Annotated in this window: 23 protein-coding genes; 2 read left to right on the top strand and 21 right to left on the bottom strand. The window is 48.4% G+C overall.

Annotation, left to right across the window (positions count from 1 at the left end; genetic code table 11):
• Positions 1–29: 29 nt before the first annotated feature.
• The gene (nrdE, locus tag RCO25_RS23080) at positions 30–2,114 is read right to left on the bottom strand and encodes a class 1b ribonucleoside-diphosphate reductase subunit alpha (protein WP_308998476.1); all 2,085 of its coding nucleotides are present in this window, start codon (positions 2,112–2,114) and stop codon (positions 30–32) included.
• A complete protein-coding gene (nrdI, locus tag RCO25_RS23075; protein WP_308998475.1) occupies positions 2,101–2,460 on the bottom strand; it encodes a class Ib ribonucleoside-diphosphate reductase assembly flavoprotein NrdI in 360 nt (119 codons plus the stop codon). The genes nrdE and nrdI overlap by 14 nt, the downstream gene beginning before the upstream one ends.
• 277 nt (positions 2,461–2,737) lie before the next feature.
• Here nrdI and RCO25_RS23070 point away from each other — a divergent pair, with 277 nt between their 5' ends.
• Both RCO25_RS23070 and RCO25_RS23065 read left to right on the top strand, forming a co-directional pair.
• A complete protein-coding gene (locus RCO25_RS23070; RefSeq protein ID WP_308998474.1) occupies positions 2,738–2,959 on the top strand; it encodes a hypothetical protein in 222 nt (73 codons plus the stop codon).
• Positions 2,960–3,112: 153 nt separating this feature from the next.
• The gene (locus RCO25_RS23065) at positions 3,113–3,709 is read left to right on the top strand and encodes a Rossmann-fold NAD(P)-binding domain-containing protein (protein WP_308998473.1); all 597 of its coding nucleotides are present in this window, start codon (positions 3,113–3,115) and stop codon (positions 3,707–3,709) included.
• A 76-nt stretch (positions 3,710–3,785) separates the two neighbouring features.
• On the opposite strand, the gene RCO25_RS23060 is transcribed toward RCO25_RS23065, so the two are convergent.
• The 19 genes from RCO25_RS23060 to RCO25_RS22970 all read right to left on the bottom strand — a co-directional run bounded on the left by RCO25_RS23060 (position 3,786) and on the right by RCO25_RS22970 (position 22,814).
• Positions 3,786–4,556: a class I SAM-dependent DNA methyltransferase gene (locus RCO25_RS23060; RefSeq protein ID WP_308998472.1), complete on the bottom strand. Its 771-nt coding sequence runs from the start codon at positions 4,554–4,556 to the stop codon at positions 3,786–3,788.
• Complete coding sequence (locus RCO25_RS23055; protein WP_308998471.1) at positions 4,553–5,494, bottom strand: CvfB family protein; 942 nt, start codon at positions 5,492–5,494, stop codon at positions 4,553–4,555. Before RCO25_RS23055 ends, RCO25_RS23060 begins: the two co-directional genes overlap by 4 nt.
• Complete coding sequence (gene rsfS / locus RCO25_RS23050) at positions 5,491–5,838, bottom strand: ribosome silencing factor (protein WP_308998470.1); 348 nt, start codon at positions 5,836–5,838, stop codon at positions 5,491–5,493. The genes RCO25_RS23055 and rsfS overlap by 4 nt, the downstream gene beginning before the upstream one ends.
• 24 nt (positions 5,839–5,862) lie before the next feature.
• Positions 5,863–6,417: a bis(5'-nucleosyl)-tetraphosphatase (symmetrical) YqeK gene (gene yqeK / locus RCO25_RS23045; RefSeq protein WP_308998469.1), complete on the bottom strand. Its 555-nt coding sequence runs from the start codon at positions 6,415–6,417 to the stop codon at positions 5,863–5,865.
• Positions 6,407–7,018, bottom strand: a complete 612-nt coding sequence (nadD, locus tag RCO25_RS23040) for a nicotinate-nucleotide adenylyltransferase (RefSeq protein WP_308998468.1) — start codon at positions 7,016–7,018, stop codon at positions 6,407–6,409. The genes yqeK and nadD overlap by 11 nt, the downstream gene beginning before the upstream one ends.
• 97 nt (positions 7,019–7,115) lie before the next feature.
• Complete coding sequence (gene yhbY, locus RCO25_RS23035) at positions 7,116–7,421, bottom strand: ribosome assembly RNA-binding protein YhbY (RefSeq protein WP_308998467.1); 306 nt, start codon at positions 7,419–7,421, stop codon at positions 7,116–7,118.
• 71 nt (positions 7,422–7,492) lie between these two features.
• On the bottom strand, positions 7,493–8,362 hold the full coding sequence (gene aroE / locus RCO25_RS23030; protein WP_308998466.1) for a shikimate dehydrogenase: 870 nt from the start codon (positions 8,360–8,362) through the stop codon (positions 7,493–7,495).
• 29 nt (positions 8,363–8,391) lie between these two features.
• Complete coding sequence (yqeH, locus tag RCO25_RS23025; RefSeq protein ID WP_308998491.1) at positions 8,392–9,516, bottom strand: ribosome biogenesis GTPase YqeH; 1,125 nt, start codon at positions 9,514–9,516, stop codon at positions 8,392–8,394.
• Positions 9,516–10,040, bottom strand: coding sequence for a YqeG family HAD IIIA-type phosphatase (locus RCO25_RS23020; protein WP_308998465.1), 525 nt, complete (start codon positions 10,038–10,040; stop codon positions 9,516–9,518). The genes yqeH and RCO25_RS23020 overlap by 1 nt, the downstream gene beginning before the upstream one ends.
• Positions 10,041–10,237: 197 nt before the next feature.
• Complete coding sequence (locus RCO25_RS23015) at positions 10,238–12,493, bottom strand: DUF4129 domain-containing transglutaminase family protein (RefSeq protein ID WP_308998464.1); 2,256 nt, start codon at positions 12,491–12,493, stop codon at positions 10,238–10,240.
• A complete protein-coding gene (locus tag RCO25_RS23010) occupies positions 12,490–13,737 on the bottom strand; it encodes a DUF58 domain-containing protein (protein ID WP_308998463.1) in 1,248 nt (415 codons plus the stop codon). Before RCO25_RS23010 ends, RCO25_RS23015 begins: the two co-directional genes overlap by 4 nt.
• A gap of 4 nt (positions 13,738–13,741) precedes the next feature.
• The gene (locus tag RCO25_RS23005; RefSeq protein WP_308998462.1) at positions 13,742–14,698 is read right to left on the bottom strand and encodes an AAA family ATPase; all 957 of its coding nucleotides are present in this window, start codon (positions 14,696–14,698) and stop codon (positions 13,742–13,744) included.
• A gap of 140 nt (positions 14,699–14,838) precedes the next feature.
• Positions 14,839–15,189, bottom strand: coding sequence for a stage V sporulation protein AE (gene spoVAE, locus RCO25_RS23000; RefSeq protein ID WP_308998461.1), 351 nt, complete (start codon positions 15,187–15,189; stop codon positions 14,839–14,841).
• 6 nt (positions 15,190–15,195) lie between these two features.
• Positions 15,196–16,209, bottom strand: coding sequence for a stage V sporulation protein AD (spoVAD, locus tag RCO25_RS22995; RefSeq protein WP_308998460.1), 1,014 nt, complete (start codon positions 16,207–16,209; stop codon positions 15,196–15,198).
• A 1-nt stretch (position 16,210) separates the two neighbouring features.
• On the bottom strand, positions 16,211–16,663 hold the full coding sequence (gene spoVAC / locus RCO25_RS22990) for a stage V sporulation protein AC (protein WP_308998490.1): 453 nt from the start codon (positions 16,661–16,663) through the stop codon (positions 16,211–16,213).
• A 389-nt stretch (positions 16,664–17,052) separates the two neighbouring features.
• The gene (locus RCO25_RS22985) at positions 17,053–19,077 is read right to left on the bottom strand and encodes a beta-galactosidase (RefSeq protein WP_308998459.1); all 2,025 of its coding nucleotides are present in this window, start codon (positions 19,075–19,077) and stop codon (positions 17,053–17,055) included.
• 92 nt (positions 19,078–19,169) lie between these two features.
• Entirely contained in the window at positions 19,170–20,879 is a 1,710-nt protein-coding gene (locus RCO25_RS22980; protein ID WP_308998458.1) for an ABC transporter substrate-binding protein, read from the bottom strand.
• Positions 20,880–20,951: 72 nt separating this feature from the next.
• Positions 20,952–21,842 (bottom strand): carbohydrate ABC transporter permease, encoded by an 891-nt coding sequence (locus tag RCO25_RS22975; RefSeq protein WP_308998457.1) that lies wholly within the window; start codon positions 21,840–21,842, stop codon positions 20,952–20,954.
• 12 nt (positions 21,843–21,854) lie between these two features.
• Positions 21,855–22,814 (bottom strand): ABC transporter permease, encoded by a 960-nt coding sequence (locus RCO25_RS22970; RefSeq protein WP_308998456.1) that lies wholly within the window; start codon positions 22,812–22,814, stop codon positions 21,855–21,857.
• Between the last annotated feature and the right edge of the window lie 101 nt (positions 22,815–22,915).

Raw genomic sequence — 22,915 nt, 5'->3', positions numbered from 1 at the left:
TGCTACGTAAGCATCAATTAAAATAAAACTTAAACAGCACAGCTCGTGCATTCCTCAACGGAAAGCCGCTTCGTTCTTGTGTAATAGAGGGATTTGAGCCCTTTTTGTGCAGCGTAAACATAGAAGCGCGCCAGTTCGCGAGTCGTCACATTACTATTTACATGCAGCACCGATGAAATGCCTTGGTCTACGTGCTGTCCAATTTCAGCAATAAGATCAATCAGCTTGAATTGATCGATATTGTAAGCTGATTTGTAGTAGAAATAGTTTTCCTGTGCCAAATACGGCATCGGATAATAGGTTGTTGAGTTCGCATACGTGCGTGTCTCGATGTGCTCGACAATCGGCATAACGCTCGATGTTGCGTTTTGGATATACGAAATACTTTGTGTTGGCGCAATAGCAAGGCGGTACGCATGGTATAAACCGTGCTCTTGTACTTTTGCTTTTAGAGCTGCCCAATCCTCAGGTGAAGGGATTTCCATACCCTCGAACAATTCCTTGACTCGATCCGTTTTCGGACGGTAATCGGTCTCTACATAACGAGTGAAATAGGTTCCCTTCGAATACTCGGAACGTTCGAAATCTTTGAAGGTAATGCCGCGTTCTTTGGCGATTTCCATACTTTGCTCAAGGGAGTAGTAGTTCATCATCATAAAGAAAACGCCGGCAAAATCCTTTGCTTCTTCGCTTTCGTAGGCGATTTTGTTTTTCGCTAGATAGCCATTCAAGTTCATCGCGCCAAGTCCTACGGAATGAAGCTCCTCGTTTGCTTTGCGAACGCCTGGGGCATTGTCGATATTAGACAAATCGCTGACCGTCGTCAATGCTTCGATGCCCACATGTACGGACTCTTTTATCTTCTTATGCTCCATAACATTAACAATGTTTAGCGAAGCAAGGTTACAGCTGATATCGCGTTGAATAACATCATCAAAGCCATAATCTTTTATTTCTGAAGTCTCCTGCAGCTGGAAAATTTCCGTGCAAAGGTTGGACATTTTAATCGATCCGATATCTTTAAGCGCGTGAACGCTGTTAGCATTTGATTTGTTCATGATGTATGGGTAGCCTGATTCAAGCTGAATCGAAGCGATTTTTGTCAACATGTCGCGTGCGTTCATTACTTTTTTCTTTGTTACCAGTTCATTAGCGAGCAATTCTTCGTACATCTCGTCCATATCCATGTCATCGAGATGCTTGTTGTATGCTTTCTGAACGGAATGCGGACCAAATACGAATAGCGGTTTATTTTGAGCTGCGAGCTCATAAAATTTATTCGGAATAATGAGACCGATAGACAACGTTTTAATACGCGCCTTCTCATCGGCGTTAATTTTTTTGCAATCTAGGAATTCGATGATATCCCAGCCGAAGATGTTGTAATAACCAGCTCCTGAGCCTTTGCGCTGACCCATTTGGTCTGCGTAAGAGAATGCATCCTCCATTAGCTTAAGTACTGGCATGATGCCTTTTGCAGCGCCTTCTACGCCTTTAATCGGCTCACCGCGTCCGCGAAGTTTCGAGAGGTTAACGGCAACGCCGCCGCCAATTTTGGATAGCTGCATGCATGTTCCTAAAACGTAGTTGATGGAATTAAGCGAGTCGTCCATTTCAAGCAGGAAGCAGGAAACCATCTCACCGCGACGGCTCTTGCCCGCATTCAGGAAGGTGGGAGTTGCTGGCTGCAAGCGTTGATCGATCATCGCTTCAGCGATACGGAGTGCTCTTGCTGCGTCGCCTTCGCCTAAGTGCAAAGCAACGATCGCTACACGGTCGGAGTATTGCTCTAAGTATTGCGCTTTGTTGTTGGTCTTCATCGCATAGTCTTTATAGAACTTCGATGCTGCCATGTAGGACTGAAATTCAAAGCCGCTGTTCGCTGTTAACGTAAATACAGCCTCAACCTGCTCATGTGTATATTTTTCATATACATTATCGTAATAATCGTTCTCGATTAAGTAATCTAGCTTGTGTTTGAGGGAATCGAACTTCACGCTCTTCTCTTCCACTTCTTCCATAAATGCAGCAACAGCCTCTTTATCTTTTTCCAGCTGGTAAAATCCGTCTGCACCGCGCTGCATCAATTCGTTATTCAGTTCAATATGCTTCAATGGTTCGCACCCTTTCGACAAAATGTTGCGTATCTTGATTCGTGCCTGACAATTCAAACTTCAAAATTACGGGGACATCATACTTTTGAGAGATCGTATCTGCGCTTTTCGCGAAGCCGGTTCCCCAGTTTCGGTTGCCGCTGGCAGAAACGCCGCGAAGCATGTCCGCATTGTTCTCCAGAAACGAAGTTACCTTCTCTGGAACTTGGCCGAACCCTGTTGTATACGTGACCAGCACGAACGGCTCGTCCACTGCTGCCTTCTCATCGATTGGCACTGCCCGCATATTCAATTTTTTAATGAAACGCTTGACATTACCTGTTTTGGAATCATAGACAACTAGCATAGCGCGTTCGCTCCCCTACTGAAATCAAGCAATCAAAAAGCGCTTCTGACTAGCAAATCCGTCAGCTACGGCGGTTCAAGGTTTACCGATGGTAATCATTGAAAGCACCAATCCACATCAATATGTAGTTGATGTTTTTGATTCTACATCAATATATAGGAGTAGTCAATGAAAATTATGGAGAAAATATTAATCTATTTTTTTGGCGCACTCGACTATTTTAACAGATGCGGATATGATGGGATAGTGACATTTTATTGCTATTGTGGAGGTTTCAATGAACATAAAAACACCGGCTGAACAAATGCGGGAAACGATCGAAAAACTGTTCAAAGACGCCGGATATACGTTGCCTGAGCTGCTTTCTTATATCGAAATGCTCGAAAAAGAGCATGAGCTAATGGCCGATCAAATAAAGAAAATGAAGCTGGATTCCGTGCGAAAAGCATCGGCTGCGGCCGGAATGAACAGCCGTTTGAAAGATGCGCTGCGTGAATAATCGGCCTAAGAGACACAAGATCTAGTAATATACAAGCATGCGATTCGAAGATTCCGATAGCACTTCTCGTTCACCAAAACTCTCCTGATAAAATATTACAATCAGTCTCAAAAAACGACAAGTTTCGCGAAAAACTAGATATAGTTGTATTTCATGGAGAAATCAAAAAGCCCGCTAGTCGAACAGCGACTGGCGAGCAGCGGCAGAGCATTTCCATTGGCATGGCTTACTTTTTCGATTTATGAGGCGACTCCGGCATTCGTTTTTCATCTTGCGGGATCTCTCGCAAGCCTCGAAGGCAATGTTCCCCTGCAGAATCCTTGTATCAATGAGAGTAATGATACGTTGGAGCGTCCAAACGAGTTTACGAAGCTGTACGCCCCCTGTGCGGCCACAAAACTAGCCCTCTCCTTATGGTCCTATGAGATTGCTTCTAAGGTCGCTGGCGAGGGCTTAAAGATTTTGAGCGTGGATCCAGGTGCGAACAACACGATTAGAAAAGGCAAACGTTCGGGTATCCCCTTTTATTTGAAACCGATCATAAAGCTTTTCTTCCCTCAGCCAAGTAAAGGCGCAGCTTTATTATATGATGCAGATATGCTTACAAATAAAGCCGTGTCAGGCAGTTTTCTGGTGAATGGGCGAGTTACGGAGTTGAAATTCATTGAGCAGAGCCGAAAGGTTTTAGAGAAAGTCAGCTCGATTTACATGAAAGAGTTCTCCGCAGCCGCGAGCCCTGAAATAATTTAATCAGCCGATAAAAAGGGCAATCCAAAAGGTTCATTACCTTGTAGGATTGCCCTGATTTTTTATGAATAGTATGTCGTTATTTGACAGCCGCAAAGAACAAACGCTCCGACTGGCTGTTAGGTGGAAACAGTTCGAAATCCGCAAAACGGTCAACCGTTTGGAAGCCGGCACGGCGCAAGGCAGACTCGATCCAGTCCGGATCATAAGCACGCTGCACATGCGATTCCTCGAACCGGTAAAATTTCGAATCCTGGTCACGCGAGAAAATCGTTAAGTGATGCTCGATCTCGCAGCGCTCCTCTTCGAAATCACAGGTCCATATGTACGCGACATCCCGCTCGTCAAGCACGAAAGGCTGCTCCTCCGCATAACGAATAAGCTGCTTCTGTGGATGCATGTCAAACAAGAAGGTTCCGCCGCTGCGGAGGCCCGCATAGGTTGCACGGAAGGCTGCTTCAATATCGGCTTCCTCGGTCAAGTAATTCAGACAATCACAAAACGATATAACCGAGTCTACGGGCTCTTGAAGCTCCCACTCGCGCATATCCTGCTGCAGCCATCGGATAGAGCCTGAGCGTGGCCTTGCCACTAACTGAGGCGGCTCATCCCATTTGCTGCGGGCAACTGTAAGCATATCGGATGACAAGTCGATGCCGTAGACATGGAAACCTGAGCGGGCCAGGGGAATGGAGATACTCCCTGTTCCGCAGCCAAGGTCAACTACGGTCGCTGGCATCATTCCGTAACGCGACCAGCCGGCCCTGGCGAAGCCAAGCCAGTCTGCATAAGGCATGTCCTCCATGAGCTGATCATAAACCGTTGCAAACTGTCCGTATGAGCGTGTCATTGCCCATCCGTCCCTTCTGCCTCGGTGCTTGAAGTTTTTGCCTCCGCCTCAGTTTGCAGATTTTCCGCCAGGTATGTCCAGCTGCCTTTCTGCGTTACGAGCCTTTCACGCATCAGCTTACCTATCGCGCGTTTAAATGCGCCTTTGCTGATTCCAAATTTTTGTTTAATGATGTCAGCATCGGTTTCGTCGGAGTAAGGCATTCCGCCTCCTGGCCGTTCTTTCATGAAGGCCAGGATACGATCTGCATCTTCGACTCTTCCTACTTCCTTGCGCTGCGCCATCGACAGATTTGCTCTGCCGTCCTCGCGGATAAAGGTGACCCGGGCACTCACTCGCTCACCAAGCCGAAGCGGACGAATACGCTCGGCGCTTGGAATTAGGCCGTAGACGCCAAAGCCTACAACGCCGCCGTCAATCATGACAAACGAACCGAGCTGCAGCGTTTTTGTTACCCAGCCCTCAACCCATTGGTTGTTCCAGCTCTCAGGCGCATGGAATACGAGCTCCGAGAGCTCTTCCTCAAATGCGATCTTAGCAACAAGCCTTCCGATTTTGTCATGCTTCATCACAACGAACACTTCGTCTCCCGGGAGAGGTCTGTAGTCGATACTCTCCGGCAGCTCCGAAAGGGGAAGCAGCAACTGTCTGCCGAGTCCCATTTCCAGAAAACAGCCAAGCCTTGGATGAAGATCCGCGACACGCAGCCGGGCCAGCTCGCCAAGCTGCAGCAATGGCTTATTCATGGTTGCCGCCAAACGATCCTCCGAGTCATAGAACAGGAAAGCTTCCACATCATCGCCGATTTTCGGCTTAGAGCCCACAAGCTCTGTATAATGCATCAGCACATCCGATTCTCCGTCGCTCAAAAAATACCCGTAGGGTGACACCTCGCGTGCCACCCTTAACGTTTGAGTCGTACCGGCTACAAAACTCATGCGAACTCCACAACCTTCGCATCGGACCATAGCCGCTCAATGTTGTAATATTCACGTTCATCGCGGTGGAATACGTGAACAATCACATCACCGAGATCGATCAGTACCCATCTAGCAGAATCCATGCCTTCGATACCGCGAATCCGGTTCCCGTTTTTCTCTGCTTGCTTGCGGATTTCGGTTGCAATTGCTTGGACCTGCGTATCCGAATTACCGCTGCAAACAACGAAATAATCCGCTACCAAAGAAATCTCTTTTAAATTCAAAGCCACAACCCGTACCGCTTTTTTGTCTTCTGCTGCTGCGACCGTAATTTGAAGCAATTCATCTGAATGTAACGCCATAGCTCAGCCTCCTGTAAAATATTATTATTCCAATAAACCGTTTCTCGCTTCTACTGTTAGCGGAAATATTCGTTTTCCCTTTGCCAATAAAAAGGTAATCGTAGAATTGAATCCCGCAAGCAGTGCCTTATCCAAAAACTGTTCGCTTAGCTCGCGTATAATGTCCACGCCTGGAAAGTCGCGCCCCGGCTCCATGTAATCGGCCAGACATACAATCTTCTCCAGCTTCGACATTCCCCGGCGTCCGGAGGTGTGGTAACGGATTGCATCGAGTACTTCGGCATCCGTCACGCCGTATTCATGCTCAGCTACCCAAGAGCCAACCGGTGCATGCCACAGCTCTTTATCATAAAAAAGCAGCTCAGCGGGCAAGGATTGCTCACGAATCACCTGCTGCATCCGCTCTGTCGGCCAGTATTTGGCTACATCATGCAAAATGGCAGCCAGCTCCGCACGTATGGGGTCCTCGCCAAATCGCTCAGCGAGCAGAATCGCGGTATCCATGACTCCTTGCGTATGAAGCCATCTTCGCTCCGGCATTTCTGCTTTCACCTTGTCGATCATTTGCTCACGATTCATACAGTTTGTACCTCCTCATGTAGCTATTCACCGAATCCGGCACTAAATACTGAACCGTATGCCCGGCGTTTCTCCTGCTGCGAATCTCTGTAGAAGAAATATCGATTGCAGGCATATGAATGAGGTTTATCCGCTCCTGCAAGTAAACAGGCAGAGCAGCAAGATTTACCGGATCTCCGGGACGCTCCAGACCGATAAATGAAATTCGAGAAGCAAGCTGCTCGATTTCATACCATTGCGGCAAGTCATTTATCCGATCTGAACCGATAATATAGGAGAAAGAGTCATAAGGATTTCTTTGCTGCAGCTCCCTAACCGTATCATAGGAGTAGCTGACACCGCCGCGAAGCAATTCAATATCCAATGCGCGAAATGCCGAATTGCTCTGTATGGCTTCGCAAACCATTTCGTAGCGCCGCTCTCCGCTAACGCCCGGCTCATTTGCTTTGAGCGGAGGACCGTAAGACGGAATGAACCATACCTCATGCAGGTCACACTGCTCGCGCGCTGTTTCCGCCGCGATCAAGTGGCCGATATGGATGGGATCGAAGGTTCCGCCCATAATACCTATCTTACTCACTCGTTGAACGCCTCCCTGCATCAAGCCGAATCAGAGCTATGAAAGCCACTGCGGTTTTAGTATGCCCTTTATGACAAAAATCCGCATGGCCAACCAAACTCCGAACATTCATAATGTTTTACTTGCGAGCTGCGCTAGGAAGCACAATTTGTTTGTTGTCCTTTGATTCCTTATAGAGGACGATCGTTTTCCCAATGACTTGAACGAGCTCGGCTCCAGCTGCCGCGGCAACCTCCGCACCGATTTCTCTAGGATCATCCAGGCAGTTGTTAAGCACGGATACCTTGATTAGCTCGCGTGATTCTATGGCTTCCTCGATATGACGAACAAGGTGATCGTTCGTGCCGCCTTTACCCACTTGGAAAATAGGTGTCATGTGATGGGCAAGTGATCTTAAATAACGTTTTTGTTTACCTGTAAGCATAATAATGGTTCCTTCTTTCATCTCGATGTTTCGACTGTTTATTTGTTTATAACCAATAAAAAAATATTGGGTTAGCTTTGTAAGGAAGCTAGGACTGTCTCTCGCATCGCCGCTGCCGGAGCCGGCTGGCCTGTCCAATATTCGAAGGCATATGCGCCTTGATATATGAACATGCCAAGTCCGCCGTGGATACGGCAGCCGCGCTGCTCGGCCTCCTTGAGAAATCGCGTTTTTAAGGGATTGTAAATTAAATCGCTTGCAACCGCATCCGGCTTAAGCCAGTTTGCATCAACCGGTGTCTCATCCGTATTCGGGAACATGCCAACCGAGGTCGTATTGATCACGATATCCGCATCCAGGCACGCGCTTTGCAGCTCCTCGTTCGAAATCGCGTAAATTTCGGCTTTCCCTTGCAAAGAGTCCGCAAGCGCTTTGGCGCGCTCAACGGAACGATTGGCAATCGTAATGCGGGCGGGCATCTCATTTGCGAGGGCAAATATGATTCCGCGGGCAGCACCGCCGGCGCCGATTACAACGATTCGTTTGCCGGCAAGCTCGCTTTCCGCTTCTTCCTTTAATGAACGTACATATCCGATCCCGTCGGTATTGTAGCCGATGAGCCGGCCTTCGTCATTTACGATCGTGTTTACCGCGCCGATTGCTTGCGCGCTCGAGTCGATCTCATCGAGCACAGACATGATGTCCAGCTTATGGGGGATCGTGACATTAATGCCGCGGATCCCCATTGCGCGAACGCCTGCCGCAAAATCTCCGATGCGGTCAGCGGTTACGTGAAATGCTGTATATACGCCGTTGATTCCCGTTTCCCGGAAGGCACGGTTCATCATGATCGGTGATTTTGAATGTCTAATCGGATTGCCGATTACACCGAACAAAAGGGTGTTGCTATCAATCCGGTTTCCTGCGCCCGCGTACGCCACAGTGAATTCCCCTTCCAAGTGCCATGTCGTTAAATCATAGAATCGCGAAGCATAACTTTTACGCCTTTTGGCGCGTAGATATCAATTACTGCTCCGCCGGTGCCGTTCACCTGAATCCAGCCAAGACCGGAAATGAATACATCCTTGTTTACGCCGCGCTTTACACGCAGTGAATGTCTGGTCCATGCCGGAATAGTCTCCAGCTCTTCAAGCGACGGTCCCCCAAGCAATTGTCCACGGTGATCGGCATATAGCTCATCCGCCCGCTCCAGCTTCGTCCGGTGCATGTTAAGCGCATTAGACACATAAAACGTAAAGGATTGACGATCGCCCTCGACAAAATCAAATCGGACCAGGCTGCCGATGAACAGCGATTGGCCTGAATTCAATTGATAAACAAGAGGCTTGATCGGCTTGTCCGGCAGCAAAGAACCGAGGAAGCTGCGCGGTACGACCTCCGTCATCCGTGATGAATATACGATTCCAGGCGTATCAATAATCGCTTTGCCATCTTCAAGCGGAATATGAACGGCATCGAGCGTAGTTCCCGGGTACCTTGAAGTCGTCAATTCGCGTTCCATATCGCTGTAATCACGGATCAGTCGATTAATTAAGGTAGACTTGCCGACATTCGTTGCGCCGACCACATAAACATCACGACCGTTGCGATATTGCTCGAGGGCTTCAATTACGCGCTCAAAGCCCATGTTGCGCTTCGCGCTGCACAGTACGACGTCCACTGTACGCAGGCCCTCTTCCTTCGCTTGCTTCTGTACCCAGTTTCTTAGGCGATTGACGTTCATCGCTTTCGGCAGCAGGTCAATCTTGTTTACGACAAGCAGCACCGGGTTATTTCCGACAAACCGCTGCAGGCCTGAGATCAAGCTGCCCTCAAAATCGTACAAATCTACGATGTGCACAACCAGGCTATCCGTGTTTCCGATGCTGCCTAGCAGCTTTAAGAAGTCATCCTGATCAACCGCAACGGATGAAGCCTCATTATAATTGCGAATCCGGAAGCATCTTTGGCAAATAACCGGTTCGCGTCCTATAGCCGCTTCCGGCAAATATCCCGGCAAATCGGAGCTTTTTGTCTGAAGCGCCACCCCGCAGCCCGCACATGAACCAGATGCCTGACTAAGCTGTTGTTCCATCACTTTGTGTCCCCCTCATACCATAACCCTTTTTTCCTCAAGCGTACTAATGCAAAACGTTCGATACGGCGATTCACTCGCGTCATGATTCCTTCATCTAAAGGAGCAATCGGCGTAACCAAAATGGTATAAAGTCCCATTCGGTTGCCGCCAAGCACATCAGTAAGCATTTGATCGCCGATAACGACTGTATGATCTGCGGCTAGGCCTAGTACGCTGAGCGCCTTCCTGAACGCTTTTCCAGCAGGCTTGCGAGCAGCGTGAATATATGGAATATTCAGCGGTGCTGCAAACTTCCCAACACGGGTTTCATTGTTATTCGATACGATAACAACCTGAAACCCCCGTGAGCGCACGTAATCAAGCCACTGCACAAGCTCAGGCGTAGCTAACGCCTCCTTTGCACCGACGAGCGTATTATCCAAATCCGTAATGATGCCGCGAACGCCTCTCGCATGCAGCTCATCTAAATTAATTTCATAAACTGTATTAACGCGCATATGCGGCAACAGCCGTTCAAACATAATGGATATCCCTCTGCTTTCTGCCTGCTATCTTACGAAACTATACCATACAAACCAAATTTGTTGCAAAAAATACCGCTGCCAATTTCTCTGGCAAGCGGTATTTGCTCAAGTAAAATGAAGAAATTCGGTATGTTATTCCAAATCATTCCAACCTATGGATAATGGATCCATTTCCCATAAGAATAATCGTAGTTTCACCTTAATTGATCGATGATTGATCTGACTTTTACAACGAAACGATCCGCTTCTTCCGATGAAGCCATGGAAGGACTGTATTTCGCCTGCTCAAACCGGTCTAGCACCGCTCTAAAATCATCGCGCAGACGTTTCTGGCTTTGCGACCATCGCATGACCGCTTCCCTTAGCGTCTCATGCTCCTCGCGCTCCAGTCCGCGCTTCTTGCAAATACGAAGCAGCTTCTGCGTCTCAATTACGATGCGGTCATTCGAAGTATAGGAGCCGTGACGCAGCTTGCGCCAGGCCAAAACAAGCTTGTCGCGACGAATGAATAGCCACGCGGCTGCCGCAATGAACAAGAGTGAACCTGCGCTCCAAGCCCACACCTTCGAGCTCGATGAGCTCTCATTGCTGCTGACTGCAGCAGCCTCACTGTCTTCCGTATCCACGTCCGGCAGAGCAGGAGCTTCATCCTCCGCTAAAGTGTACGGGAAGGTAAAGCCCGCTGTTGCCTCGAAAGGAATCCAGCCATACCCGTCAAAATAAATTTCTACCCAGGAATGGGCGTCGGAATTCCGAACCGTATACGTACCGGCGCCGCTCGGATTAATATTCTCTTCCAAATACGCGCCGGGCGGACCGTAATCGCTAATCGGCAGCACACCAGGAGCAAAGCCTTTTACCCATCTCGCGGGAAGTCCTAAGCTTCTTGCCATGACAGCCATAGCGGTAGAGAAATAATCGCAATAGCCCTCTTTGAGCTCAAATAGAAACTGATCCACAAAATCTTGCGACGACCCGGTAAGCTTGGATTCATCCGGCAAGTTATTGTAAGTATAATTAAGTCTCAAATAAGCTTCAAGCGATTTTGCCTTATCATAGTCGTTGGTGGCTTCCGCGGTCACTTCCTTTGCCAATTGCTTGACGCGATCCGGCAATGTGTCCGGCAGCTCCAAATAATATGCATTTCTCGACGCAGCCGCCTGATCAGGCCAGCCCGCCGTTGTCTCCCGCAGCAGCTCTTCATCAATAATAGGCACTGAAGAGGTGACCGAATAGGTTTGTGGATATTTACGGTTTTTCATGGACCAATTCAATAATCGCAGCTCGCCGGAGGACGCTTCCCATCTTAAGCCAGACGGCAAAGATGCTGTGTCATCATTCATCCAGTTTACGCTCGTAAGCGGGGCCGCCGCAAACAAGACGGGATAAACATCCTTCCGCACCATCGTAACGATTTGATCAATCTTGGTTGTACCCGCTGCCGGAGGAGGATCGAGTGAGACGAGCGTCTCACCTTTAGGGACCGAAACAAGAACTTCGCCGCCCGTTTTCGAATCAACGTCCATCCAGCCGGCGCCCGTATAGATCGCTTTCGATTCACCCCGCCAGTAGCTGCGATGCGAGGTGGTGACGGTCATCATCGGCGAATAATCAAATTCAAACCCTCCGCCCAGCTGATCATCATTGCGGCTGTAGCCAGAGCTCGCATTGCCGGTTTTGTTCGGCGTTATCGTATCCGTTCCTTTATCGCCCAGGAATACTTGTACTTGCTCCCCGTTTGCTTCCTTCCAGATCGTATAGGGATCCTGCAGAAGCGGCGACAAGGACGGCATATTTAGACCGACAGTCATCAGCACAGTAAGTACGAGCGCAATCGGCAGAATTAATTGCAGCGGATATTCGATCAGCTCCCTCCAGCTCTTCGGGTGCTCACGCTGCAGCCGTGACAAATGACTGGCTACCAGCCAAAGCAGGCCTATAAAAACAACCATCCCTACTTCATCCCACAGCCAGATTGGCGTAAAGGAATCCGCAATGGTTAGCACAAGGATACTTACGCCGACGAAGCCGAACATCCGCACGCGCGTGGCTGTCCATATTCCGAACAGGATATATAAAAGAAGCAAAGCCAGGCTGATCCAAATATATGGATTTAACTGCGCGGTATGGACCTGCAGCCACCAGATCCACTCCTCCCAGCGCTGCGGGGTTGCGATCAGCCAGTCCATTTTTGCTATCCGGGAGGTAATAAATATCGCCGCTGCCGCTTGAAGCAGCAGTTTTAGCAGCTTCATCCGAACAGGCAGCAAAACATCGATTGCCACTGCGGCAAACAGCGTGTAATAGGCAATGGAGAAGGTTTCCTCCCACCAATAGCCTTCAAATATCGTAATCGTATTGGATAAAATGATGGCAATAAAAATAAATCTGAGCTTATCGAACCAATTTTCCGCTAGATAAAGGCCTATGGATACCATGCTGCGCTTCATGCAATACCACTCCCTTCTAAGACAGCGGGGAGCTCTTGGAGCTGGCGAATTTCAAACACTGGCCAGCCGCGCTCGCGCATCACATGCTTCCAAGACGTATTAGGGCTAAGAGCGTCAACAACGGATGAAATATGCAGCAAACACGGCGTCATTCCTTTTCGGGAAAGCCACTCCATGCTTCGTATCACGTCTGCACCGGTCTCAGGAGTAATCACGACAGCAAAGCTGCCAGGCTCTAAAATCGTATCCGCTTGCTGCAGCGAGGCATACAAAGGCCGGACTGCATCCGCATTAACAAAAGTAAGATGCCTCATCATCGCATTCCGTTGATCCACGCCTGATTTAGGGGGAATCATCGTCAGCGTCTCGCCAATCGAAAGCAAGCCCATAGCCGTATCATCCTTCAAACCGTTCTCCAGCAGCGAAGCTGCCGCTGATACGGCTAATTCAAAGCGGGTTGTCAACTCCCCGGAATAGCCGTTTGCATGACGATCGAGGATGACGACCGTACGCGGTAATGACTCCCGTTCGAAAGCCTTTGATTTCCACTCCCCCGTCTTGGCCGTCGCATTCCAATGCACGCGCGATAAGCGGTCGCCGTATAAGTATTCCCGGACGCCGTTTATTTGTGTTGTTTCCTTCGCGGACCGGGTAGCAACAGCATGGGAGTATGGTCCGCGAATTCCGCGTTGGATCCCGTTCCATTGTCTTAGCGGCACCGTTTGGGGAAGCACGTTGAACACGGTCTCCCTACCGAACTGTCCAGAATGTTCGAATAAACCAAATACATCGTAAGACAAACACTGCGTGTGCGTAAAACGATATTCCCCGCGAAGCAGCGGAGGGGTCTGGTACGCCACCTGCCCCGATCGTTTCCAATTCGGTACAAAGGAGGTCTCAAAGGCCATCCTTTGCCCGTTATGACGTTGTAGCTGGTCCCTAACGATAACATAAGGCAGAGGATAATAGCCTGGGATTTTCATGGTAAGATTTACTTCAAGCGAGCTTCCGGCCGATAGGGACTGATCGAGTGCGTTCATGCTTGGCACCGAATAACTTCTGCTCCCCGTTACTTTGTTTATGCCGCTCCAACGCCCGAGCACTAAATAAATAAGTAATAGATTTAAGATCATAAAGAGCATCATCGCGGTTTTGCCGCCTTGAAATAAAAAATAAAAAAGACTAGTCAAATAAATAACGGCGACAAGCTGCCAGCGCAGCTTCGTAGATTTAGCCGCTGCCATCTGATTATCGCTCTAGCCGAACCGGCACTTTCGTGGACTGGATCACCTGCGCGATGATGTCCTCCGCTTTAAGCCCGTTCATTCTGGCCTCTGTACGAAGCAATAGCCTGTGGGAAAGAACATGTGGCGCCAGCTCCTTCACATCATCAGGCGTTACAAATGTACGCTCCTGGATATACGCACTCGCTTTAGCCGCTCTTGCGAGCGCCAGCGCTGCGCGGGGACTGGCCCCTAGCATGACGTTCGTATGCTCTCTCGTTCCTCTTATTAGGCTTACCAGGTATTTTCCTACCGCATCATCGATATGCACCTGTAATACTTGTTCTTGAATATGAATCATGTCCGATATATTAATCATTGGCTCAATGCGGTCGGACGGATGGATTCCTTCATTAGATAACACCATTCGCTGCTCATCCGATTCGCTCGGATAACCAAGCGAAAGCTTTATCATAAAGCGGTCAAGCTGCGCCTCAGGGAGCGTATAGGTGCCTTCAAACTCGATTGGATTTTGGGTAGCAAGCAGTACGAACGGACGCGGAAGCTCGTAAGTGTCTCCATCAACCGTGACATGCCCCTCTTCCATCGCCTCAAGCAGCGCGGATTGAGTCTTCGTTGTAGCTCGGTTTATTTCATCGGCTAGCAGTATATTAGACATAACCGGACCCGGTCGAAAAATAAAGGTTTCCTGTCTGGGATGATAGATGGAAACGCCTGTAATATCGGTAGGAAGTAAATCAGGATTGCATTGGATACGGCGAAATTGTCCGCCGATTGACTTTGCCAGCGCTTTCACCAGCTGCGTCTTACCTGTTCCGGGCACATCTTCCAACAGAACATGTCCGCCTGCAATAACAGCGATGAGCAATCTCTGGATTTCTTCCTGTTTACCAAGGATACAAGTTTCTAAGTTTCGTAGAATAATAGCACATAATTGCATGTCTGCAGGACGAATATCCATTTCATTACCTCCCGAAATAACGCTAAAGTACATACTCAATACTACTATTTTACAGTACTTCCTTTCCCGTACACAAACTTTTTCGCTACAAAAAAAATTGGAAGATCCCACAGGATCCTCCAACTTATGTCCTATATTTATTATCCTTTTGGTCTGACCACAAGCGCTGCCAGAAAGGAGAAAATTATTGCTGCCGAGATGCCGGCGCTGGTGACTTTAAAGATACCAGAAATGACGCCAATCCACCCCTGACTATGCAGCTCGGTCAATGCCCCGTGAACGAGCGCATTGCCGAAGCTTGTGATCGGAACGGTAGCTCCCGCTCCTGCGAACTTGACCAAAGGCTCATATAAATCAAAGCCGTCAACGATGGCCCCGATAACCACCAGCGTCGCCATCGTATGAGCCGGAGTCAGCTTAAGCACATCAAACATGAGCTGACCGATCACGCAAATTCCTCCGCCAACTAGAAAGGCCCATAAAAAAATCATACTGATTTATCCTCCTTTTGCGCTAATGGCGACAGCATGCGCGATACAAGGAATACTCTCCCCTTGCTGGAACGAGAGCGGTGACAGCAATGCGCCAGTAGCAACAACTAAAATTCGCTTTAATTCACCCTTTTTGATTCGTTTAAGTAAATGCCCATAGGTCACTACAGCAGAACAGCCGCAGCCGCTTCCTCCAGCCTGCACCTTCTGCTTCTGCACGTCATATACCATCAGGCCGCAATCGCTGAAGACCGTATCATTCATGGGTACCCCGTTTTTCAAGAGCAGCTCCTTCGCAATCGGATGCCCTACTCCAGCTAAATCTCCCGTTACGATTAAGTCATAATCGCTTGGTGTACGGCCGGTATCGTTAAAATGAGCTTGTATCGTATCGACCGCGGCCGGCGCCATAGCTGCTCCCATATTAAAAGGATCCGTTATCCCTAGATCGATTACTTTGCCTATTGTCGCGCATTCAACGACTGGCCCGTTTCCTTCAGCTGCGACGATGGCAGCGCCAGCGCCCGTTACGGTATTCTGCGCTGTAGGCGGCTTCTGAGAGCCGTATTCGGTTGGATAACGAAATTGCTTCTCCGCCGTACAATTGTGGCTGCATGTTCCGGCAAGCACATGCGTACCTGCTCCGGAATTCACGAGTAATGAAGCGAGCGCAAGAGTTTCCATCGATGTTGAGCAGGCGCCAAAAACGCCGATGTAGGGAACACCGAGCGAGCGAGCCGCGAAGCTGTTGCTTATGATTTGGTTCATCAAATCTCCGCCAATAAAAAATTGAAGCTGATCGCGCTGTATACCTGCATTTTGAATGGCAAACTCGGATGCTTGCTCAAGCAGGAGCCTCTCCGCCTTTTCCCAGCTTTTCTGCTGCATATCAAGTTCGGGATGAACGAGATCAAAATCAGCCGCGAGCGGACCATCTCCCTCGTCAGGACCGACCACCGTTGCTTCGCCAATAATAACCGGGCGCTTCTCAAACCACCATGATTGCTTCCCACGCAGCATATTACTGACCCCCAGTACCTAGTATGAGATGGGCGATTCCGACGAAAAAAGCAGCTACTGTACCAAAAACGATGACGGATCCCGCCAGCTTAAACATATTTGCGCCCACGCCGAGCACAAGGCCTTCACTCCGGTGCTCCAATGCTGCCGAGCACATCGAGTTCGCAAACCCGGTTACGGGAACAGCGGATCCGGCCCCGGCCCATTGCGCGATTTTGTCGTATACGCCGAGACTCGTCAGAATAACGGATATTAAGATAAGCGTCGCAACCGTGGGGTTGCTTGCTGCTTCCTGACTCATTCCCATCAAATTAACGTAAAGCTCTTGAATGACTTGTCCAAGCACGCATACCGCACCGCCAAAAACAAATGCCTTCAAACAGTTTCCCAAAATCGATCTTGGCGGCTCCATGGATTTCGCGAAAGACTGATATTCCTTCGGCGACATCGCCATTTTTTTGTAGTTATTTCGGCTTTTGCTTTTTGTAGCCACTGCGCCATCCTCCTTTTCCGGCACGGTATCTCGTTAGGCATAAGCTCGAGGTTCCGTATCCGCATTGCTTTCTTCTCGTTCATTATTTGTAATAGCAGGAAGCAATATTCCAGCAAAAAAAAGGATTGTCTCAGACGAATGCATTCGCCTTGGACAATCCTTTTCTCAAATTAATATCGCTAACAATAAAAGAACGAGCAATACATACAATACAAGCACAAGTATGCTCAATAAATAACGCTGCCGTTTTTTCGACACAAACGCTGCTCCCCTCACATCGGGCTTATAACTACAGCATATGCCTAATACCCAGTCAGAGAGCTTGTGTACATCGAATTTTCTAGGCAAAGTTAATCTTCAATAATCATAACGCCTTTGGCTGCAAGGCTGTGTGTGCCGCTGACAGGCTCACCAGTCAATAGCTCAGGACGCGGCTGAGCGCCCAGCTCGAGCTCTGCCGCCTCCGAATTATGATTCAAAATAAAGGTATATGCTTTGCCGTCCTTGTTTCTGCGCGTGACTTCAACGCCAGAAGGCGCTGCAAGTAAAGGATCGATTCCTTTATCCTTGCAAAGATTGCTAAGCAGGCCTTGAAGGAAATGCCCATCAGGGCTGGAAGCGATATACCAAGCTTCCCCTTTGCCAAATTTATTTACGGTAACTGCCGGCATGCCTTTGTAAAAATCAGAGCCGTACTCCGCAACAACCTCCGCGCCTTCGGAATGAATCAAATCGCATAACAAGCTGCATGTATAAGTGCCGCTCAGAGCTCCGTCTACCTTTTTCATAACCAAATGGTTTTGCTGACCTGGCAGCAGCGCGTCGATCTCTTCCGCCCATATGCCAAGAACATTGCGAAGCTTGCCCGGATATCCGCCTGTGGTTACCAGATCATTCTCATTCACGATGCCGCTGAAGAAGGTTGTAATGAAAGTGCCTCCCCGCTTAACGAAAGCTTCGACCTTCTCTGCAAAGCCGGGCTTAATCATATACATGACCGGAGCAATGACCAGATCATACTGGTCGAGCTGCTCTTCGACGCTGATCATATCGGTTTGAATATTGAGCTCAAACAGGGCGTCATAATATTTATGAACCTCATCCACGTATTTAAGCGCTATGCTAGGTCCGCTTGAGAGTTCGACAGCCCAGCGGTTCTCCCAGTCAAATACGATCGCTGCCTTAGCGCCAATCCGTGAATCGAGCAGCTTGTCGGAAAGCTTGGTGAGCTCATGGCCGAGCTCCGCGCATTCGCGGAAAACACGCGTGTGCTCATGCCCCACATGCTCAATGACAGCGCCATGATATTTCTCGCATGCACCGATGGAGCGGCGAAGCTGGAAGAACATAACGGTATCCGCGCCATGAGCGACCGCTTGATAGCTCCAAAGACGCATAACGCCAGGACGCTTCAAGGCATTGTAGGCCTGCCAGTTCTGTTGGCTTGGCGTTTGCTCCATCAGCATAAACGGCTGGCCGCTCTTAAGGCCGCGCATTAGCGCATGCGTCATAGCCGTAAAGCTAACGGGAGTGTCAATGGAAGGATAGTTGTCCCAAGATACAACATCCAAATGCTTAGCCCATTTAAAATAATCAAGCTCTGGATAAGTGCCCATTAAGTTGGTCGTAATTTGAATATTAGCCGAATGCTTGCGAATTTCATCATATTCAATTAAGTAACAGTCAAGCAAGGCGTCCGATTGGAATCTGCGATAGTCAAGCGAAATGCTTTGGAAGTTGGTACGGTTGCCTCCCCACTCCTCGCTTAGCGCATTAGGAGGTACAATCTCATCCCAATCATAGAACGTATGCCCCCAAAAACTCGTATACCATGCTTTATTCAATTGCTCAATCGTGTTATAGCGCTTTTGAAGCCAAACGCGGAAAGCGTCGGCGCAGTTGTCGCAGTAGCAATAGCCGCCGTATTCATTCGAAATATGCCATGCAACAAGCGATGGGTGGTCTTTGTACCGCTCAGCTAACTTACCGGCGATCAGCTTCGTGTATTTACGGTATGTAGGGCTGCTTGGACATGAATTGTGGCGCCCGCCGAATTTACGCTTGCGTCCATCATAGTCAACGCGGGTCACATCAGGGTAGCGCTTAGCCATCCAGGCAGGATGAGCCCCCGTGCTCGTAGCAAGGCAGACAGCAATATTGTCGCCGTGAAGCCTGTCGATAATTTTATCCAGTTCGGTAAAATCATAGGATTCCTCGCTCGGCTGAATGCGGGCCCATGAGAACACGTTAACAGTCGCAACGTCAATGTCCGCAAGCTTAAACATGCGAAGATCCTCCGACATTGTTTCATCGTCCCATTGCTCCGGATTATAATCGCCGCCATACCATATTTTCGGAAGTTTATCATTTATCATGTTATTCTGTTTCTCCTTTCATTCTATGCATATTGTGAACGCGTGAAGAGAGCTCATCAAATGAGCTCTCTCCTTCCTCGCCTTTTTTAAACCTATTTGGACCAAAGTGCTACGCGGTCTTGCACCATTTTCGTGAACTCGGCATTCAATTTCGCAACGCCTGCATCTTCAAGATCTTTCAAGAATGCATCGTAGATTTTGTCGAAGTCCGCTGGTTTAGCAAGAATAGCTTCAGGAATGCGTTTTTTCATAATATCTTGCGTTTTTTGGAAAATTACGTTTGCTTGGGAGCCCGTTTCGAAAGGAAGCGTCCAAGCTGCGCCGTATTTACGCTCTGGGAATGCGTCGTCAGCAGGCCACAGATCTTTGTAAGTCGTCGCATTGTATTTCGCAAGCGTCTTTTTGTCTTCTTCGGAATAAGCCGTTTGGATTTGCTCCGGGAATGTTGTTGTATAGTAATTTCCGGAAGGATCCTTCACGCCATCGCCGTAACGAGCGGATATCAAGTAGTTGCCGATGCCCGTTGTTTTCTTGAAAGTGTTGTTGTCGTTCGATTTTTGAGCTTGAACATCCGCAGGAATGATGCGTTTGCCGTCTTCTACGTTATAATGTTTGCCTTCGATACCCCAGTTAACGAGTACTTGGCCTTCATCGGAAGCAAGGTAATCAAGGAATTTAATCAAACGTACAGGATCTTTAGCGTTCTTCGTAATACCGATTCCGTAGCCGGAGAGGTAGCCTGTGCCTTGGAACGAGTGATCTTGGAACGTTTCATTTAATGTTACAGGGAAACGAGCGTAAGTCGCTTTGAAATTACCTGCTGCTTTCAACGCGTTTTCCGCATCGCCGTAATCCCAGTTTTGGTCGATAAGGCCAAGAACACGCCCGGATGCCACTTTAGCTTTGTATTGATCGTATTTTTGAACGAAGCTTTCTTTGTCAAGCAAGCCGATATCGTTCATGTGGTTCAACCAGCGGAAATATTCTCTTTCTTCAGGACGTTGGTAGTGCATAATGGCTTCATGAGTTTCTTGATTTACATAGAATTCGCCGTCATCAGGAGCGCCTGTAGCATAGAATGCAGGGTTTGTTACGGAAATCAGAATTTGCCACTCGCCGCCGTTAAGCGACATACCGATTGTCGGTTGGCCGTCTGCCGTTTTTGGGTTTTTCTCAATGTAAGCTTTGATTGCTGCTTCATAATCTTGAACGGTTTTGATTTCAGGGTAACCGGCTGCTTCAAGCACTTGGTGCTGCAATTGGAAGCCGCCGCCTGCTTCGAAATAAGTTTGGCCTACACCGTCTTGCGGAAGCATGTAAATCGCATCGTCATCCTCGCTCCAGCGAAGGCGGTTGAAGTATTCGCCGTAAACCTTTTTCAGGTTCGGCGCGTGCTCCTCGATCAATGGACGAAGGTCAATCATTGCGCCGGCATCAACCAATTTACCTGCGCTGCCTTTGGGCATAACAAGGTCCGGATAATCGTCGCTTGCCACCATAAGCGCGAACATATCGGAATCGGTACCGCCAACAGGAAATTCCTGTTTAATCGTGATACCTGTTTTCTCTTGAATAAATTTACCGACATCGGATTGCATGTCATCCCAGTTCGCGTTGTTGTCTCCTGATGCTACACGAATGGTAATCGGTTCAGCCGCTGCGCCTTCGTTTGCCGAATTGGTCGCTTCATTCGTCGTACCGTTGTTCGTGCCGCCTTCGTTATTCGAGTTGCCGCATGCGGTGACGAATACGAATACAAGTGCCAACATCAAGCTTAGTGCCATCTGCATCTTTCTTTTCATTGCTGGAAAGCCTCCCTTTTTTTCTTGTACGTGATAACCATGTATATAACAGGATACCTGCTACTACCAAATTTAACTTTTTACAGCTCCAAGCGTCATACCCTTCACGAAATACTTCTGAAGGAAAGGATATACCATCAAGATTGGAACAGTAACGACAATCGTAATCGCCATCTTAATGGATTCAGGTGAAACCGATGCGATCGCCTGCTGCGCATTCGGGTCGCGGTAATTGCTGCCCGTTTGCGTTGATAGCAGCACCTTCATCAGCTCGTACTGCAGCGTCGTATTCTCGGGACTCCTGTTGTTGAACAGGTACGTGTCAAACCAGGCATTCCAGTGGCCGACCGCAATGAACAAAGCGATTGTCGCAAGCACGGGCTGGCAAAGCGGAAGGATAATCTTCCAGAATATCGTCCAATCATTCGCCCCGTCGATTTTAGCTGATTCTTGAAGCGCGTAAGGAAGTCCGTCAATATAGGAGCGAACAACGAACACGTTCCATACGCTGAGGAGTGCAGGAATAATATAAACTGAGAAAGTGCCGATCAAGCCAAGATTTTTCATAAGCAGGAAGCCCGGAATCAGGCCGCCCGAGAAATACATTGTCAAGGCGAATGCGACTGACATCCATCTTCTTGCTTGGAAATCGGGACGGCTAAGCGTGTAAGCCATCATCGATGCGGATAGTACGCCGATTGCTGTACCGATCACGGTACGCAATACGGAGTTTTTGAAACCGACAAGCAGTCCATCGAAACCGAATATCGTCTCGTAGTTTTTGAGCGTAAACTCACGAGGGTATATGGTTAGTCCGCCTCTCACCGTATCCACAGAATCATTGAATGATATAGCGAGTACGTTGAGGAACGGATATAACGTTACAATTGCGACAATGACCATGAATACATATACGAAAATATCGAATATTTTGTCGCCCGTATTTCTGATAGTACCTTGCATATGCGTTTCCTCCTATATGATTGATTCTTTGGTGACTCGTTTGTATATTCCGTTCGCGACAAACACTAATAGGATGCTGACTACGGAGTTAAATATACCGATTGCCGTACCATACGAATATCGGCTCATTTGAATACCGTACTTAAGCGCATACAGGTCGAGCACCTCTGAATAATCGGATACGAGAGGATTTCCTAGCAAAAACTGTTTTTCGAAGCCAATGCTGACCAAATGTCCGATCGACAGGATGAATAGCACCATGAAGGTTGTCCGGATACCTGGCAGCGTGATATGCCACATTTTGCGGAACCGGCCTGCGCCGTCAACCGTCGAAGCTTCATAAAGCTCAGGATCGATTCCTGCCATAGCAGCTAGGAATATGATCGAGTTCCAGCCCATTTCTTTCCACAAATCGGACAGCGTAACGATGCCCCAGAACCATTCGCCCTTTGCCATAAACTGTATCGGCGAATCAATAATGTTCAAGAACATCAGCAATTGGTTAATGGCGCCGCCGTCTGTCGACAGCATTTTGGACACGAGTCCCGCCACAACAACCCAGGATACAAAATGCGGTAAATACGAAATGGTTTGAACCGAACGTTTAAAGAACTGTCCTCTCATTTCATTTAACAATAACGCGAAAATAACTGGGATTGTAAATCCGACGATCAATCCCATCGTGCTCATGGCTAGCGTATTTCGCAATACGATATAAAATCTTTCGTCTTGGAACAGCTCAATGAAATTATCAAGCCCGACCCACTTTTGGTCCAATATGGAGTTTTTTGGTTTGTAATTTTGAAAAGCGGTTAACCAGCCCCATACCGGTACATAGCTGAATATGAATATCCAGATGACGAATGGCAATGACATTAAGTACAAATAACGCTGCTGGAATGCTTTGAACCAAAATTGGTTCTTTTTGTTTGTCGACCCTATTTTCGGGCTACCTTCTGTTAGCGGTTTCATCGCTGCTCCTCCTATTGTTTTTGCACCCGGCAAAAACGTCGTTCGTAAGCTTCCTCTTTGTCTGTGTAGCTTACCCTCTCTTATCTGTACTTATCATAAAC

The organism is Paenibacillus sp. LHD-38 (assembly GCF_031157315.1).
GTDB lineage: Bacteria > Bacillota > Bacilli > Paenibacillales > Paenibacillaceae > Pristimantibacillus.
The sequence above is the reverse complement of the archived record's forward strand: the minus strand, read 5'-3'. Positions and strand labels throughout refer to the sequence as shown.

Bases quoted from the DNA above. Each gene is read 5' to 3' on its own strand.
- nrdI (WP_308998475.1), bottom strand. From the start codon at position 2,460: ATGCTAGTTGTCTATGATTCCAAAACAGGTAATGTCAAGCGTTTCATT.
- RCO25_RS23070 (WP_308998474.1), top strand. From the start codon at position 2,738: ATGAACATAAAAACACCGGCTGAACAAATGCGGGAAACGATCGAAAAA.
- RCO25_RS23065 (WP_308998473.1), top strand. From the start codon at position 3,113: ATGGAGAAATCAAAAAGCCCGCTAGTCGAACAGCGACTGGCGAGCAGC.
- RCO25_RS23060 (WP_308998472.1), bottom strand. From the start codon at position 4,556: ATGACACGCTCATACGGACAGTTTGCAACGGTTTATGATCAGCTCATG.
- RCO25_RS23055 (WP_308998471.1), bottom strand. From the start codon at position 5,494: ATGAGTTTTGTAGCCGGTACGACTCAAACGTTAAGGGTGGCACGCGAG.
- rsfS (WP_308998470.1), bottom strand. From the start codon at position 5,838: ATGGCGTTACATTCAGATGAATTGCTTCAAATTACGGTCGCAGCAGCA.
- yqeK (WP_308998469.1), bottom strand. From the start codon at position 6,417: ATGAATCGTGAGCAAATGATCGACAAGGTGAAAGCAGAAATGCCGGAG.
- nadD (WP_308998468.1), bottom strand. From the start codon at position 7,018: ATGCAGGGAGGCGTTCAACGAGTGAGTAAGATAGGTATTATGGGCGGA.
- yhbY (WP_308998467.1), bottom strand. From the start codon at position 7,421: ATGCTTACAGGTAAACAAAAACGTTATTTAAGATCACTTGCCCATCAC.
- yqeH (WP_308998491.1), bottom strand. From the start codon at position 9,516: ATGGAACAACAGCTTAGTCAGGCATCTGGTTCATGTGCGGGCTGCGGG.
- RCO25_RS23020 (WP_308998465.1), bottom strand. From the start codon at position 10,040: ATGTTTGAACGGCTGTTGCCGCATATGCGCGTTAATACAGTTTATGAA.
- RCO25_RS23015 (WP_308998464.1), bottom strand. From the start codon at position 12,493: ATGAAGCGCAGCATGGTATCCATAGGCCTTTATCTAGCGGAAAATTGG.
- RCO25_RS23010 (WP_308998463.1), bottom strand. From the start codon at position 13,737: ATGGCAGCGGCTAAATCTACGAAGCTGCGCTGGCAGCTTGTCGCCGTT.
- RCO25_RS23005 (WP_308998462.1), bottom strand. From the start codon at position 14,698: ATGGATATTCGTCCTGCAGACATGCAATTATGTGCTATTATTCTACGA.
- spoVAE (WP_308998461.1), bottom strand. From the start codon at position 15,189: ATGATTTTTTTATGGGCCTTTCTAGTTGGCGGAGGAATTTGCGTGATC.
- spoVAD (WP_308998460.1), bottom strand. From the start codon at position 16,209: ATGCTGCGTGGGAAGCAATCATGGTGGTTTGAGAAGCGCCCGGTTATT.
- spoVAC (WP_308998490.1), bottom strand. From the start codon at position 16,663: ATGGCGATGTCGCCGAAGGAATATCAGTCTTTCGCGAAATCCATGGAG.
- RCO25_RS22985 (WP_308998459.1), bottom strand. From the start codon at position 19,077: ATGATAAATGATAAACTTCCGAAAATATGGTATGGCGGCGATTATAAT.
- RCO25_RS22980 (WP_308998458.1), bottom strand. From the start codon at position 20,879: ATGAAAAGAAAGATGCAGATGGCACTAAGCTTGATGTTGGCACTTGTA.
- RCO25_RS22975 (WP_308998457.1), bottom strand. From the start codon at position 21,842: ATGCAAGGTACTATCAGAAATACGGGCGACAAAATATTCGATATTTTC.
- RCO25_RS22970 (WP_308998456.1), bottom strand. From the start codon at position 22,814: ATGAAACCGCTAACAGAAGGTAGCCCGAAAATAGGGTCGACAAACAAA.